Origin of the sequence: uncultured Chloroflexus sp. (assembly GCF_937129525.1) — a bacterium.
Lineage (GTDB): Bacteria > Chloroflexota > Chloroflexia > Chloroflexales > Chloroflexaceae > Chloroflexus.
On the sequence record NZ_CAKZNK010000112.1, the window covers coordinates 14656 to 29247 of the forward strand.

Below are 14592 nucleotides of genomic sequence, written 5' to 3' on the forward strand. Positions count from 1 at the left end.
CGGGAGGATTGTTATGACTGCACTCTTTGTCGCGCTTGGCATCGCGATTATTACACTACTCTTCATTCTGCTCTGGTATGTGCCACATCTGTTGCAGCAACAGGCGAGTCGGAATGAACAGGAAGCATCACAATTGCGTCTGATGCTCCTTGACATGCTCAACGAGCAAGAAGCGGTCATGCAACGACAGGCTCAGCTCAGTGCGGCGATGACCAGTTTACAACAACAGCTTACCCAGCTCAGTGCTGCCACGCCGAATCGCGCTGCCGGTGGCATAGATACCGCAGTGGCACAGCAATTAGAAGAGCGTATCGCCGCGCTGCAACACCAGATCCAGCGCTGGATCGATGCGCGTAGCCAGCATCAGCGCCAGCACGAAGCGAACGATAACGAAGCATGGGCTAATCTGCTCAGCTTGCTGGCTGCCATTCAGGAGCGCATCGCCAGCCTCTCGGCTGAGCGCACAACCATCTCGGTGGGGTTGCAGGCACGCACCTTGCTGGAAGAATTAGAGCAGGAGATGGCTCATCTGCGCAGCATCTCCGAAGACATTGCAACCCTTCAGTGGCGTCTGCGACGTTCATTGCATGAACGCGAAAACAGCGTTGCGCAATTGCGCGCGCGCACAGTTGGTTCATCCTCAACGGCGAGGCCAGCATGAGCATCATTGTCATCGACAACCAGCGCGTGCATTATGAGGTTTTCGGGCGTGGACGACCGGTCGTCTTCCTCCATGGCTGGCTGGGAAGCTGGCGTTACTGGTATACAACGATGGAGGTCGTGTCCCGCCAGTTCCGCACTTATTCGTTCGATTTCTGGGGTTTTGGCGAGTCGCGAACGAATGATATGCCCACGATTCAGGGGTATTCGCAACAGGTCATTCGTTTCCTCGATGCAATGGGGATCGAACGCGCCGCGCTGGTCGGCCACTCGATGGGTGGTATGGTTGCAATGAAGACCGCTATAGAGCATCCCGAACGGATCACGCGCGTTGTTACGGTCGGGGCGCCGATCAATGGTAACTCACTCTCGTGGATGCTCAAACTGGTTGACCGACCCTTTTTCGCCGAGTTCTTCGCCCGCCGCCCCTGGTTGCGTCGATCGCTGTTCCGTTTCTTCTTCGGCGACTCGCTCGACCCTGAAGTCGATGAGGTGTTGGAAGATAGCACCAAATCAAGCGCCGATACGATCCGCGCCGCCATTCATTCGATGTGGCGCACCGATCTAACGCCAATGCTGGACAAGTTGCGTGTGCCGGCGCTCGTCGTGCATGGCGCGCGCGATGATATTGTGAATCCCAATCAGCTTCAGCTCTTCACCCACGTGACGATGGCGCAAGTGGTGCGCATGGAACAGAGTCGCCATTTCCCCTTTGTTGACGAGGCGGATCGCTTCCATCAGATTCTGCTATCATTCCTGCAACAACCCGATCCGATCAACCCTGCCCCAAAACCGGCCAGAAAATCTTCGCCTGCGCCACCTGCGTCTCCCGCACCGCCGGCATCTGACGCAGCAATGCCAATAATGGGTCAACCGGCATTGCCACCGCATTCAACAACGCCAACGCCGCGCAACAGGTTGCCACCAAGGACATAAGAAGTTCGAGCCAAAGGTTTGAGGGCAGATCAGACTCGCCGCCATTAACACCATTGCGACGCAGAATTGATATAATCTGCATACGATACAGGTCGGCAGATAACGCGCCTGCGTAATATGTACTGGCGCGAGGCCAGCGGAATCGTATGCAACTTCACGTTTCACAACTCAGCGCCGGCTATGGCGCGCGCACCATCTTGCGCGGTATCAATTTCGCGCTCCAGCGCGGTGAAGTGCTGGTAGTAAGCGGGCCGAACGGTAGCGGCAAAAGCACCCTCTTGCGGATATTAGCCGGATTGCAAGCGCCATCTGGCGGCGTCGTTTATTATGAGGCCGGCGACCAGCGGTTTGATCCGCGTGATGCCCGTCATCTGATCGGCTGGGTTGCGCCTGATCTGGCCCTCTATCGTGAACTGAGTGGATTGGAAAATTTGCGCTTTTTCGCCCAGGTTCGTGGCCTGTCAATTTCTGACGCTGCCCTGAACGAGCTGCTTGCGCAAGTCGGTCTTGGCGGACGCGGTGACGACCGGCTGGCAGCTTATTCGTCCGGCATGACGCAGCGCCTGCGTTATGCGTTTGCGCTGCTTCATCGGCCACCGGTGCTATTACTCGATGAACCGACGGTAACGCTTGACGAACGAGGCACGGCAATCGTCGATCAGATCATCGCACTGCAACGTCGGCGTGGCTTGACCATCATCGCGACGAACGATCCGCGCGAGCTGCGCTACGCCGATCTCGTGTTGCATTTGGGCCGATCGTAGGGAGCGCAGACGGTACACTGAACATACGCTAGCGGCAGACAACTGTCGCTATCGCCGCGCTGCCCGACCGTCAAGGCGGCGTTCGCCACGCGGGAACGCTGCGCGAGAACAATGAGAGCCTTGCGGCATCATACTGCCGGCAATGCAACCAATCCTGCTATAGCTGACCCAATGCTCTACAGGAAGGCACAGAGTGAGCATGAACGCCATCGAGCAAGAGTCGACTTCGCTTGAGCTACCGGCGCCACCGCCGAGCGGGATCAGTGCTACATTGCGCGCGGCGTGGGCCATCTTTCGCAAAGACATTGCCTGCGAGCTACGCACCCGCTACGCAATTAATACCCTACTCCTCTTCGCAATCAGTGCTGCCACCGCCGTGAGTCTCGGTGTTGGCTTCCTCGGTTTACGCCGCACCGAAGAGGCATTGCTGATCCAATCGGCGCTGTTGTGGATAGCGTTACTGTTTGCTGCGCTTAATGGACTTTCCCGCAGCTTTGTATACGAAGAAGAAGCGCGCACGCTGGCTGCATTACGGCTCTCAGCTTCGCCAACGGCAGTGTTTCTGGGGAAGTTTTGCTTCAATTTGACCCTGGTACTGGCGCTCGATCTGGTAACGAGCGTTCTTTTCATCATATTGTTGCGCGTGCAGGTGGGAAGCCCGCTCGCCTTCAGCGCTATGCTGATCAGTGGCGGGCTGGCGCTGACCTCGGCGACAACGATCATCGCCGCTATCATTGCCCGCGCCAGCTTTAAGGGCGCTTTGTTTGCCGTGCTGGCCTTTCCCTTGCTGGTGGCGCCGCTGATTGTGGCGATTCAGGGCACTGCTCAATCGCTCGAGAATGTCGCAATCGAGGCGGTATTCGGTCCGATTCGTTTTTTGCTGGCTTACGTCACGGTAACGTTTACCGCTTCACTGATCCTGTTTCCGTTTGTGTGGGAAGCGTGAAGACACTGAAGGGCGGGTAACAACCCGCCCTTACCACCAGAATTCAACCTTACACGATCACTGTATCCGGCTGATAGACCCCAAACACCTCGCGCAGGACATCACACATCTCGCCGAGCGTGCAGTAAGCGCGCACGCATTCCAGAATGGCCGGCATCAGGTTCTCGCTACCCTGAGCGGCGGCGCGCAGCTCGGCCAGCCGGCGGGCAACCAGCGCCTGATCTCGCTCACGGCGAACGCGGTTGAGGCGTTCGAGATGACGCCGCTCGCCTTCGGGGTCCATCTGCAAAATCGGGATTGACAGTGGCTCATCTTCCTGGAAGGCGTTAACACCCACAATAATGCGCTCACCGTGGTCGATCTCTTGCTGATAGCGATAGGCGGCGTCGGCAATCTCACGATGGTAATAACCGTTGCGAATGGCTGCGATGACTCCGCCTTGAGCGTTGATAGCATCAAAGATTGCCTGAGCCTCGCGCTCCATGCGATCGGTCAACGCTTCAACGAAATAGCTGCCACCAAGCGGATCGACGGTATTTGCCACACCGCTCTCATAGGCAATGATCTGCTGCGTCCGCAGAGCAATGGTCACGGCCTTCTCTGAGGGCAACGCGAGCGCTTCATCCATCGAATTGGTGTGCAGGCTTTGCGTGCCGCCAAGCACTGCGGCCAGGGCTTGAATGGCCGTGCGCACAATGTTGATTTCGGGTTGCTGAGCCGTCAATGAGCAGCCAGCAGTTTGGGTGTGGAAGCGTAGCCACCACGACCGTTCATTCTTCGCGCCGTAGCGTTCGCGCATGGCCCGCGCCCAGATACGGCGCGCCGCGCGGTATTTTGCGATCTCCTCGAAGAAATCGTTGTGAGCATTGAAGAAGAAGCTGATGCGAGGCGCAAATTCGTCAATATCCAGCCCGCGTTCGAGCGCCGCTTCAACGTAGGCAAAGCCATCGGCCAGGGTGAAGGCCAGCTCTTGCACGGCGGTGCTGCCCGCTTCACGGATATGATACCCACTGACGCTGATCGGATTCCATTGGGGCACGTGACGAGCAGCAAACTCAATCGTATCAACGACCAGCCGCATGCTCGGCTCAGGCGGGAAGATGTACTCGTTTTGGGCAATGTACTCTTTGAGAATGTCGTTTTGGATGGTGCCACGCAACTGATTCCAGGGAATGCCACGCTTCTCGGCTACGACCAGATACATTGCCCAGATGATGGCCGCTGGCGAATTGATCGTCATTGAGGTGCTGACCTGATCAAGCGGCAGCCCATCGAGCAGAATTTCCATATCGGCCAGCGACGAGACAGCGACACCACACTTGCCAAACTCGCCCTCAACCAGTGGATGATCGGTATCGCGCCCGTAGAGCGTTGGCATATCGAACGCGATTGACAACCCGGTCTGACCCTGCTCAAGCAGGTACTTGAAGCGGGCATTGGTCTCCTCGGCGCTCCCGAAGCCGGCAAACATCCGCATTGTCCATAGCTTGCCGCGATAGCCGGTAGGGTGGATGCCGCGAGTGAAGGGATACTGGCCGGGATAGCCGATGTTGCGCAGGAAGTGGTCGGTCGGTGTTGCGTCATCACCGGTTAAATCGAGTGGCGTGTAGAGGCGCTCGATTGGCGCGCTGCTTGTGGTCATGAACGGGCCAGATCGTTCGGGGGCGCGTTTGAGCGCAGGCCAGAGACATTGCTGTTCCCACTGTTGCTGGGCGGCAGCGATCTGCTCGATGTCAGACATCATCGTCCCTCCTGACAAACGAAGAGTGGATAGCCGTTATGCGCAATTGACTACGCAGATACTTCTATTGTACAACGGAGTCAACATTACCGAGCGAGCCAGGGCAATGCCAACAACTGACTGCGCGCCTGCGGCTCGCAGCGCCGCAGCGCAAGCGGCCAGGGTGGCGCCGGTGGTCAGCACATCGTCGATGACGATGACTCGCGGCGGGGGCGGCTGCGCGCCAATCCAGACAAATGCGCCGGCAGTGTTGGCAACGCGAGCGGTGGCCGTAAGTCGGGCCTGCCGACCGGTTGCGCGCGCGCGCGCTAACCCCTCAATCAACGGCGGATTGCCGGGCCGACACAACCGGACTGCCAGCTCGGCGGCCTGATTGAAACCACGTTCGCGTAACCGATCACGGTGTAACGGCACTGCGATTAATGCGTCGGCGGCGAGCGGGCCAACAGCCGCAGCCAGCAGATCGCCTAACGCATGCCCAACCCGACGCCGACGACCATACTTGAGTTGATGAATGGCCTTCACCAGCGCACCTTCGTAGCAAAATGCCACTCTTGCCGCATCAAGGCCGGGTGGCGGCGGAAAAGGTGGATAGGGACGCAGCCGTGACCGACATCTGACGCAGAAGAGTTCGCCGGTGAGCCGTCGGCAACCGACGCAGCGGTCAGGAAAGAGCAAGTTGAGCAGGTGCTCAAGCATAGGGTTGACAGTTCGCCGCAATCAGGTAACGATGATAAACAGTCAGTTATATGGCAGGGCAATCTGCCGCTTTAGACGCGCGCAGCGCACTCTATGAATAAAACCGTTTTATTGTGCCAGAGGATGCGTCAACATGGCTCGCACTAACATGACAAACGCCACCATCCACACTCCACGACGCAAAGGCCAGCTCCCAACCAAAATCTGCGCTACCTGTGGACGCCCATTTGAATGGCGCAAAAAGTGGGCACGCTGTTGGGAAGAGGTTCGCTATTGTTCCGATCGCTGTCGGCGCGCAGCGCGCTGAGAGCGGCGCTCCGGTGCCAACCGATCGGGCCGCCGCAGGAAGCAGTTGAGCAGCGGGTCGCACATGAGCGCCATCGGCAAGCCGTGATATAATTGCATTATCCGGTACTCGCCGGCACACGATAACAAGGATGGTGGCATGCCGCGATTCGGCGCACACATGTCAATTTCGGGCGGCGTCTCGAAGTCGTTTGCCCGTGGCGAATCGGTTGGACTGGAGGCGATGCAAATCTTCGCCAAAAACGAACGACAGTGGACGGCTAAACCTATCCCGGCGGAAGAGGCAGCAGCATTTCGCGCCGAGCAACAACGCACCGGTATTCATCCGGTTATCGTCCATGATTCGTATCTTATCAATCTGGCCGCGCCGGCTGATGATCTCCGCGAGAAGTCAATTGCTGCCTTCGCCGACGAACTCGAACGTTGCGCGCAGTTGGGCATTCCCTATCTGGTGACACATCCCGGCTCGCATACCGGTATTGGTGAAGAGGCGGGATTGGCGCGCGTGGCTGATGCCATCTGTCGCCTCATGGCCGAAGGAGTCGGCGGTAGCACCATGATCTTGCTGGAAACGACTGCCGGCCAGGGCACAGCGCTAGGTTATCGCTTTGAACATCTTGCCCGCCTGTTTGAGCTGATTCCCTACCATGACCGGCTCGGAGTCTGCATCGATACCTGCCACATCTTTGCCGCCGGCTACGATATTCGCGATCCAGATTGCTATCAGGTCACCTTCACCGAATTTGATCGACTGGTAGGCCTCGAACGAGTCAAGTGTTTTCATCTCAACGACTCGCAGAAGGATCTGGGGAGTCGAGTTGATCGCCACGCGCATATCGGTCAGGGTTGTATCGGCATCGAAGCATTCCGCCTGGTGGTGAATGACCCGCGTTTCGCCGGCCTGCCGATGATCATCGAGACACCGAAAGGCGAGGACATGGCAGAGGATCGTATGAATCTGGCCTTGCTGCGTTCGCTGGTACAGACGACTGGCGAGCAGTAAGCATGACCCGTCAGATCGACAGACAGTGGCACGAGCGCATCAATAGTCGCCATATGAAACAGATGCCATCAGGGCTGACAATGAGTGCTGGTAGAATTCGCATAGAAAACCGGGGAGCAGATTGCTATGTGGCGAAAGTTGCTGTTGGTTGTCCTCCTGTTTGGGATCGGATACTTGATTTGGCGACGCATGCGGAGCGAGTCTGAACCGCTTCCCACCTTACCGCTCACGCCACCGGCTAGCCAGCCGCCTGCCAGCCAGCCACCGGCAGCGGTTACGCCCCCCTCTGCGCCGACGACGACATCAACCGGTAGCGGGCCACGCCCGGTTGTCACCCGCGTTCATCGAGGTGAACCGCCGAAGTTAGCGCCGTCCAGCTCAACCGGCAACGCTGCTGGCGGGGCGCGACCAGTTATCACCCGCGTTCACCGTGGCGCACCGCCAGAGCGACGGGACGCCACCGGCGTGGAAAGCTCGCCAGCGGATCGGAATGGCGCCGGTGTTCAACTACAGACACCAACCGCTGAGGTAGCACCGCCAGAGGCAGTTGCAGCGACTCAGACTGCCTCTGTGAGCGCTCAAGACTCGGGCGCAGGGATGGCTGCGCCGGAAAGACTACCGATGTCACCTGAAGCTACAGCGCCAGCGATGCCTGCTGATGCAGTAGTGGATACCGGCACGCCGACTACTGCCAGCCCGACAACAGATCAGGAACCGGTTACCACGACACCGATCACGGCTACTGCCAGCAGCGAAGAGGAAACGGTGGTAGCGGCGATTGCCGAAACAGCAACGACAGACCTGGAGCCAATCGACATCAACCGCGCCGATCGTGAGGCGCTGATTGCGCTACCCGGCATCGGGCCAGTTCTGGCTGACCGCATCATTGCCTACCGCGAGGAGCACGGGCCTTTTAAGAGTGTCGATGATCTGATTGCGGTTTCGGGTATTGGCGAGCGCAACATCAACATCTTCCGCAAGCTGGTTTACGTTGCCAATGATTGAACCATACCTGCTGCGGCGCGGCGAACATGCCTGCCTGTTGATCCATGGCTTTGTCGGCGATCCTGGAGAGATGCGCGATCTCGGCGAACATCTCGCTGCGGCGAATTATACGGTGCTTGGTATCCGCCTGCCCGGCCATACCGGTCAGCCTGAAGATCTGATGCCGGTGCGATGGGGCGATTGGCTGGCTGCCGCGCAGCATGCGTTCGATCGGCTGGCCAGCCGGTACAACCCGATTTCGGTGATCGGATTTTCCCTCGGTGGCGCGTTGGCGACCCTGCTCGCCGTCAGGCGGCCAGTACACCGGCTGGCCCTGCTGGCTATGCCATACCAGCTCAGCGGCGATTGGCGGGTAAGTCTGTTGGGAGTTGCGCGTTACGTTACACCGTGGTTCTACCTGCTCGCGCAAGCTGATTTCTCTAGCCCTGACTTACGTGCTTCAATCTGGCGGCGCCAGCCCGGTCTCGATCTCGACGATCCCGCCATCCAGCAGATGCTGCGCCGTTCGGTCAAGGTCTCGGTTGCGGCTGCCGATGAGTTACGCCTGGCGCTGAGTGCAGCCCGTCAGGTGTTGCCACAGGTTCAAGCGCCGACACTGATTATGCATGGCCATAATGATATGACCGCCGATCCAACCAGCGCAGCAGCAATTGCGGCACGCATCGGTAGTCGATACTGCGAGCTAACGTACTGGCCAGATACCGGTCACCAATTACTCTTGGCCGGCCCCCATCGCCAAACCATCTTTCGGCGGATCGAGCGGTTTCTCAATCGCAACTGATTAGGGATTTCCTCACCGCACATCCCGGCAGGATAACTGCCAGCAACCTGCTCTGGCGCTGAAACGAAGCCTCACAGCCGGCACGGTTTGACTAGTCGTCACCACTGGCCATCTTGCAGCGGATCGAGCGGTTTCGACACCAAACCTGACCGGTGTCGGCCCTGAGTTCCCGCCAGCGTTTGAGAAGATCGCCAGTCTCTGTTTATCCACGCTCGATACCGGCCAGAGTAGTATGGCTCCGACCAGAAACAACATTCCCGTCGATAAGGCAACAGGATTACTGCGCCGGTTAGTTATTGAGCGTATCGCGTTTGATCACGATCAGGGTAATATCATCAAACGGCGGCTGACCATGGCTATGGCGAGCAATCGCAGCCAAAATCGCTTGCACAATTGCGCCTGCCGGAGCAGTGGCGTAAGCCTTAATAATGGCGCACAGACCCTCAACCTCAAACGGGATCAGCAACTCATTGATCGTCTCGGTCACGCCATCGGTATAGCAAACCAGCACATCACCGGGTTCCAGCGTCGTTACCGCCTCGTGCAATTGCACTTCGGCCAGCACACCCAGAGCGATACCGGGAGTGCGCAGCTCTTCGATCCTGGCAGTTGCCGCCCGATAGACCAGTGGCGGATTATGACCGGCACAGGTGTAGCACAACCGACCACTGGTCAGATCGAGACGAGCGTAGAAGAGGGTAACGAACATGCCCGACTCAGAATCGCGGTAGAGCCAGCGATTGGCGCGTTCCATTGCCTGCGCAGGTGATGATCCGTCGAGCGCAGCAGCGCGCACCAGCGAGCGCGACATCGTCATAAACATCGCCGCCGGAATACCTTTGTCGCTAACATCGGCAATAACCAGGCCCAGTTCGCGCATCGGTTCGGCGCCAACCGGCAACGACCAGAAATCGTAAAAATCGCCACCGACCAGTCGGGCCGACTGCCATGCCGCATCGATCTGCCAGCCTGGCGCGACAGGCAACCGGGTGGGCAACAGCGAATGTTGAATCTCGCGCGCAACCCGCAGTTCCTGTTCGAGCCGGGCCGCCTCAGCCGCTTCCGCCGCCAGCAGCAGACTCTCGAGCGCGCCGGCAATTTGCGCAGTCGCGCCGGCGCACAAATTCTGTTGCCGACCACTCAGCGACACAAACGGATCGTTGTAATCGAGTACCAGCACTGCTAACAACGAACTGCGCGCGCTGATCGGCAACCCGATTAGCGAACCACTCTGCGCCACTGTAATTAACGCCGGCCACTGATCAGCGTTGTCCTGCGCCTGCCAGAGCGCTTCCGGTCGCGGTTGTTCCTGCTCTATCGCGCGCTCGCGTAAGCGCAGCAAGAATGGTGATCGGGTTGGATGGTTGATCAACATTGCGCGCGTCGCTGCCGGCAAGCCATACGCTGCGCGGAGCACGAAATCATTGAGTTCGCGATCCCAGAGCGCGATGTAGCAGCGCGGACAGCCTAACAGCAGCGGCGGCAATCGCACAACCGTTGCCAGCAGATCGGGCAGTGTCGTTGCCCGACCGATATTCTCGGCAATTTGCAACAGAGCATTCAGCGTCCAGGCTTCTTCTTGTTGGGCAGTGTAGGCATTCGCGCTCTCGATAGCAATCGCAATCTGATCGGCCAGCGTGCGGATGACGAAGAGATCGTCATCATCGAAATCGTCAGGTTCATCACTCTGCACATCAAGCACACCGATAACGGTTGTGCCCACCCGCAACGGCACTGCCAGCTCAGAGCGAGTTTGCTGCGTATCGCGAATGACGCGACGGTCAGTGAGCACATCACCGGCCAGGACAGGCTCGCCACGCTGCGCTGCCTCGCCGACCAGCCCTTGTCCAAGCCGCAGCGAAAGGGCGCGCAGCCGTTCAAGATCGGCGCCATCGGCAGTAGATGCGCGAAAATAGATTCGACCATCATCAGGTGAAACAGTAAAGATATGCACCGGATGGTAGCCAAACCGTTCCCGAATCAGCCGCACGATTGAGGGCAACAACTGATCGAGATTGAGAATGGCGGTAATCTGCTGGCTCACCTCGCGAATGGCCTGCAACTGATTCGCGCGCTGGCGCGCTTCGTGGAAGGCGCGGGCGCGGGCAATCGCCACCGCTGCCTGGTCGGCGATCAGGGAAATGAGCCGCAGGTCGTTGGCGTTGAAGGCAGCCGGTTCGTAACTCTGCACCGAAATAGAACCGATTACCGTTTCGCCAGCGATTAACGGCACATAGATGCCCGAGCGGGGCGGACGCTCACTCTGATAGCGTGGACGGGCCGGCAACCGATCCATCTCTCGAGTAAAATCTTCAACCAGGATTGCCCGGCCAGTCTCGCGGATCCAACCGATCAGGCCACTATTTTCCGACAGATCGACCGTGAGACGCGGCAGCCGCACCCGATCCTGCACCCGCACCATCAGGGTATAGTGAGAGCCGTTAAACAGGCCAAGATGGAACGAAGAGGTATCGACGATCCGACTCGCCTCGCGGTAGATCAATTCACACAGCGCATCGACATCGAGTTCGCTGCGGATGATGGCGCGACTGACTTCATTGAGTCGAGCCAGTTCGCGCACCGAGCGGCGTTGCGATTGCAAACTGAGCGCGGCGCGGCGCAGAACTGCGGCGGATGCTATCAGCGCGGCGCCGGCCAGCGCCAGATGGATCAGGCCGAGATCGTGGGCGATGGCCGCACCCAACCATGCCAGCGGCAATGGCAACAGCTCGGCGCCAACAATCGGACGCCAGGCTGAACGCCACCACGTAGCCAGACCGCTGCGACCACCTTGCAACAGCTCGCGGAGCACCCGTCCGAACTGTGTCACCAACGGAAAGGTTAGCAGTGTCCAGCCGAATAGTTGGGCAGGTGTTAACGCGACGAGCGGTTGGGCATAAGCGATACTGGACAGCCAGGCGCCGGTCAACAATCCCAGCGCGCGCAACCCACCGCGCAAGAGGGGGCGACCCAGAAGCGAAAACGGCGTGCGCGGGCGATTAGACAGAAGCACGATGGTCACGCCAGAAAGAAATCCCTCGATTGCGGCCAGCCAGGCGCCGATGACCGGCCCCAACGCCAAACCGGCGCTCACCAGTACCAGCGGAGCCAGACTGTGTACATCAGCCGGAGGAGCGCGAAACGCCAGTAGATCAACGGCAAACGCCATGATGGCAAACAAGGCCACCAGCGCTGGTGTTGCCGGCGTCAGCGGTAATGATAGCAGCCAGAACAACGCCACCCCGCCGACGAGCAGACCGTACCATGTCAGCAGGTATTCGCGAGACACTCAATGCCTCTGAGCACATGCAGCGCGCGCTTCAGCTACGGAGGGATGCAAATTGAAGACCTGGGTAAACCCGGTAATTGTGAAGACTTCGTAGACTTGTGGTTGGAGCGCGGCCAGGCGCAACTCGCCACCAAGCGTCATCAGCTCTTTGCGGATCAGCAATAATGCCCGCAAGCCACTGCTCGACAAAAACGAGACGTTGCTCAAATCGAGCACAATCTGGCGCGCGCCCTTGCCAATCTGTTCACTGACCATGCTGGTCAAGCGTGGCGCGGTCAGCGCATCGATCCGGTCATGGATCGGAATAACCAGAACATCATCGGGTGAGGCGGGCTGATCTTGCGGCAGATATTTCACCATGGTCAGCAGATTACCACCTTGCGGCGAAAACTCGAAGCGGACCTCATCCATCAAACGGGTAATCAGATAGATGCCCAAACCGCCTACCTGACGCTCTTCGAGGGGAGAGGTAATGTCGGGTGTCGGCACAGCCGATGGATCAAACTGACGCCCATGATCGCGAACAGTCACAATGAATCGGTGGTCGCAGCATTGCCAGCTCAGGGTCAGATCACCGGGCTGATCGGGATCGTAAGCATGCTGGATAACGTTGGTGACTGCTTCGTCAACCGCGAGCTGTACCTGCCACGTGGCACGCTCATCGAGACCACAGCGTTCGGCGGCAGTGGTAATGAATGCGCTAATCTTAGCCAGCGCGTCGAGATCGGCAGTGAGGGTGATACTATTCTCCATGGCGATGGTGAGATCCAGACACCGGTATAGCCGGCTATGTGGCAGGTCTAGAATGAACCAACTGCTTCGACGGTATCGCCATAGATCTCGAACAGTGAGCTAAAACCGGTGAGATCGAACACCTCTTTAATCCGAGGAGGCAAGTTAGCGATCCGTACATCACCACCCTCCAGGTCAGTGATCTTCCATTCACGCGCCTTCTTGCGCGCTTCAATCAGAACCCGCAGACCTGGGCTGCTGATATACTCGAGCCGGCTAAAATCGAGCACAATCCGATGGCGTCCTTCTGCGAAGAGCGATTCAATCAGTTGCTTAAGTTGCGGCGCAGTGGCTGCATCAACGCGCCCGACCACTTCTATCAGATCAACCCGATGCAGTCGGCGGTGATTCAATTCCATTTCTACTCCTCCCTTATCAGGTACTGTATCGGCGCGTTGCGCATATTGCCTGTTATTATAACACACTGTGGCCGACCGAACGGAACGGAGCCACAACCATGCTATAATGACGGCGCCGGCACCGGTCGCTGGCGCGAAAGAGGTGCGGGAATGGCCCGATGGAATGATCTCAGTGTCGCGTTGAACACCCTGCGCGAAATTGATGTGACGGCAATTCGCGCTGAAGCAGAACGTCCGCTTACCATCGTCTGCGTTGGCGCGCCAGGAGTATGTCAAACGATTGCCGCCCGACTCGAGAGTGGTCCGCAGCGCTACGGCGCGACTGGTCCTTCACCTGTGCGGCTTGCCAGCCTGCAAACCATCGTGCCCGATGAGCTGCGCGATGTTGATCTCATTATTATCGGTCTCGATCACAATGTTCGCCTCTCAGCGCGCGAACTGGCAACGATTGATCGATTGGCACTGCTGGCCTTACCGACCGTCCTGGTCGTCTGGGGTACCACGTTGCCGCCTGATGCTGGTCCACTCCACCCGCGAGTAGCGCATGCCCGGCTCCTGGTTGTGCCTGATCCGGCTGCATCTGACGTGAATGCGCAACTGGCCGAGGCCGTGCTCGATCGCTTGCCCGCCGATCTACACCTGGCTGCTGCCCGTCGCTTGCCGGGGTTACGCGCTGTGGTTGCGCGTAACCTGATTAATAGTGTCGCATTCACCAATGCCTCGTATGTGCTGGCTACCGCAGTGCCGGCACAAATCCCACTCTTTAATATACCTTTCGCTGCGGCTGATATACTGGTGTTGACCAAGAACCAGGCCATCCTGGTTTACCGCCTCGGGTTGGCCTACGGCGCGCCGCCCGACCTGCGCGAGCGGTTGCGGGAAGTGTTACCGGTCATCGGGGGCGCTTTCATCTGGCGGCAACTGGCGCGCGCACTGGTTGGGTTAATCCCGGTTTGGGGTATTGCGCCCAAGGTGGCAATTGCCTACGCTGGCACCTATACCACCGGCATGGCAGCATGGCGCTGGTTTGCCGAAGGTGAGCTGGTTGATCAGGGCCGGTTGCGGGAATTGGGACAAGAGGCGCTCGAGTTGGGGAAGGCGCGGGCGGCTGAATTGATCGCAGCCGTGCGCGCAACCGGCGCTCGCCAGATGAGCCGCTGGCAACGATTTCGAGCGAGTCTGCGCAAGAGTCTCCAGCGCAACCGCAAACAACCGGGCTAATCTCAAACTGCTCCGCATGCTGCGTCGCGCGAACGCTGAATTATCACTCAAGGCCACAGAAATGATTCGGCGATATGATGACTGACGATC

Annotated in this window: 14 protein-coding genes; 9 read left to right on the plus strand and 5 right to left on the minus strand. The window is 58.6% G+C overall.

What is annotated here, in order from left to right:
* Window positions 1-13: 13 nt before the first annotated feature.
* The 4 genes from Q0650_RS14305 (at window position 14) to Q0650_RS14320 (ending at window position 3306) form a co-directional block, all read left to right on the plus strand.
* Window positions 14-661 (plus strand): hypothetical protein, encoded by a 648-nt coding sequence (locus Q0650_RS14305; RefSeq protein ID WP_298820100.1) that lies wholly within the window; start codon window positions 14-16, stop codon window positions 659-661.
* On the plus strand, window positions 658-1596 hold the full coding sequence (locus Q0650_RS14310) for an alpha/beta fold hydrolase (protein WP_298820101.1): 939 nt from the start codon (window positions 658-660) through the stop codon (window positions 1594-1596). Before Q0650_RS14305 ends, Q0650_RS14310 begins: the two co-directional genes overlap by 4 nt.
* A 146-nt stretch (window positions 1597-1742) precedes the next feature.
* Window positions 1743-2360, plus strand: coding sequence for a heme ABC exporter ATP-binding protein CcmA (ccmA, locus tag Q0650_RS14315; protein WP_298820103.1), 618 nt, complete (start codon window positions 1743-1745; stop codon window positions 2358-2360).
* A 199-nt stretch (window positions 2361-2559) separates the two neighbouring features.
* A complete protein-coding gene (locus tag Q0650_RS14320) occupies window positions 2560-3306 on the plus strand; it encodes a heme exporter protein CcmB (RefSeq protein ID WP_298820105.1) in 747 nt (248 codons plus the stop codon).
* A 49-nt stretch (window positions 3307-3355) separates the two neighbouring features.
* Here Q0650_RS14320 and Q0650_RS14325 read toward each other — a convergent pair whose 3' ends face one another.
* Together Q0650_RS14325 and Q0650_RS14330 are read right to left on the minus strand one after the other, a co-directional pair.
* Complete coding sequence (locus tag Q0650_RS14325; protein WP_298820107.1) at window positions 3356-5050, minus strand: methylmalonyl-CoA mutase family protein; 1695 nt, start codon at window positions 5048-5050, stop codon at window positions 3356-3358.
* 33 nt (window positions 5051-5083) lie between these two features.
* On the minus strand, window positions 5084-5746 hold the full coding sequence (locus Q0650_RS14330) for a ComF family protein (RefSeq protein ID WP_298820109.1): 663 nt from the start codon (window positions 5744-5746) through the stop codon (window positions 5084-5086).
* 148 nt (window positions 5747-5894) lie between these two features.
* Between Q0650_RS14330 and Q0650_RS14335 the strand changes: the two genes are divergently transcribed.
* The 4 genes from Q0650_RS14335 (at window position 5895) to Q0650_RS14350 (ending at window position 8841) form a co-directional block, all read left to right on the plus strand.
* Window positions 5895-6053 carry a DUF2256 domain-containing protein gene (locus Q0650_RS14335; RefSeq protein ID WP_298820205.1) on the plus strand — a complete coding sequence of 53 codons (159 nt, stop codon included), beginning with the start codon at window positions 5895-5897 and terminating at the stop codon, window positions 6051-6053.
* 138 nt (window positions 6054-6191) lie between these two features.
* Window positions 6192-7055, plus strand: a complete 864-nt coding sequence (locus Q0650_RS14340) for a deoxyribonuclease IV (RefSeq protein WP_298820111.1) — start codon at window positions 6192-6194, stop codon at window positions 7053-7055.
* A 126-nt stretch (window positions 7056-7181) separates the two neighbouring features.
* A complete protein-coding gene (locus Q0650_RS14345) occupies window positions 7182-8060 on the plus strand; it encodes a helix-hairpin-helix domain-containing protein (protein ID WP_298820113.1) in 879 nt (292 codons plus the stop codon).
* On the plus strand, window positions 8053-8841 hold the full coding sequence (locus Q0650_RS14350; RefSeq protein WP_298820115.1) for a carboxylesterase: 789 nt from the start codon (window positions 8053-8055) through the stop codon (window positions 8839-8841). The genes Q0650_RS14345 and Q0650_RS14350 overlap by 8 nt, the downstream gene beginning before the upstream one ends.
* Window positions 8842-9130: 289 nt before the next feature.
* On the opposite strand, the gene Q0650_RS14355 is transcribed toward Q0650_RS14350, so the two are convergent.
* From Q0650_RS14355 to Q0650_RS14365, 3 genes are read right to left on the minus strand one after another with little or no spacing between them, the layout of a single operon-like run.
* Window positions 9131-12130: a SpoIIE family protein phosphatase gene (locus tag Q0650_RS14355; protein ID WP_298820117.1), complete on the minus strand. Its 3000-nt coding sequence runs from the start codon at window positions 12128-12130 to the stop codon at window positions 9131-9133.
* Window positions 12131-12883 carry an anti-sigma factor antagonist gene (locus tag Q0650_RS14360; protein WP_298820119.1) on the minus strand — a complete coding sequence of 251 codons (753 nt, stop codon included), beginning with the start codon at window positions 12881-12883 and terminating at the stop codon, window positions 12131-12133.
* Window positions 12884-12930: 47 nt separating this feature from the next.
* A complete protein-coding gene (locus Q0650_RS14365; RefSeq protein ID WP_298820121.1) occupies window positions 12931-13281 on the minus strand; it encodes an STAS domain-containing protein in 351 nt (116 codons plus the stop codon).
* A 150-nt stretch (window positions 13282-13431) separates the two neighbouring features.
* Between Q0650_RS14365 and Q0650_RS14370 the strand changes: the two genes are divergently transcribed.
* Window positions 13432-14502: a hypothetical protein gene (locus Q0650_RS14370; RefSeq protein ID WP_298820123.1), complete on the plus strand. Its 1071-nt coding sequence runs from the start codon at window positions 13432-13434 to the stop codon at window positions 14500-14502.
* Window positions 14503-14592 lie beyond the last annotated feature (90 nt).

Excerpts from the sequence above, each read along its gene's own strand:
- Q0650_RS14305 (WP_298820100.1), top strand. The coding sequence starts at position 14 with ATGACTGCACTCTTTGTCGCGCTTGGCATCGCGATTATTACACTACTC.
- Q0650_RS14310 (WP_298820101.1), top strand. The coding sequence starts at position 658 with ATGAGCATCATTGTCATCGACAACCAGCGCGTGCATTATGAGGTTTTC.
- ccmA (WP_298820103.1), top strand. The coding sequence starts at position 1,743 with ATGCAACTTCACGTTTCACAACTCAGCGCCGGCTATGGCGCGCGCACC.
- Q0650_RS14320 (WP_298820105.1), top strand. The coding sequence starts at position 2,560 with ATGAACGCCATCGAGCAAGAGTCGACTTCGCTTGAGCTACCGGCGCCA.
- Q0650_RS14325 (WP_298820107.1), bottom strand. The coding sequence starts at position 5,050 with ATGATGTCTGACATCGAGCAGATCGCTGCCGCCCAGCAACAGTGGGAA.
- Q0650_RS14330 (WP_298820109.1), bottom strand. The coding sequence starts at position 5,746 with ATGCTTGAGCACCTGCTCAACTTGCTCTTTCCTGACCGCTGCGTCGGT.
- Q0650_RS14335 (WP_298820205.1), top strand. The coding sequence starts at position 5,895 with ATGACAAACGCCACCATCCACACTCCACGACGCAAAGGCCAGCTCCCA.
- Q0650_RS14340 (WP_298820111.1), top strand. The coding sequence starts at position 6,192 with ATGCCGCGATTCGGCGCACACATGTCAATTTCGGGCGGCGTCTCGAAG.
- Q0650_RS14345 (WP_298820113.1), top strand. The coding sequence starts at position 7,182 with ATGTGGCGAAAGTTGCTGTTGGTTGTCCTCCTGTTTGGGATCGGATAC.
- Q0650_RS14350 (WP_298820115.1), top strand. The coding sequence starts at position 8,053 with ATGATTGAACCATACCTGCTGCGGCGCGGCGAACATGCCTGCCTGTTG.
- Q0650_RS14360 (WP_298820119.1), bottom strand. The coding sequence starts at position 12,883 with ATGGAGAATAGTATCACCCTCACTGCCGATCTCGACGCGCTGGCTAAG.
- Q0650_RS14365 (WP_298820121.1), bottom strand. The coding sequence starts at position 13,281 with ATGGAATTGAATCACCGCCGACTGCATCGGGTTGATCTGATAGAAGTG.
- Q0650_RS14370 (WP_298820123.1), top strand. The coding sequence starts at position 13,432 with ATGGCCCGATGGAATGATCTCAGTGTCGCGTTGAACACCCTGCGCGAA.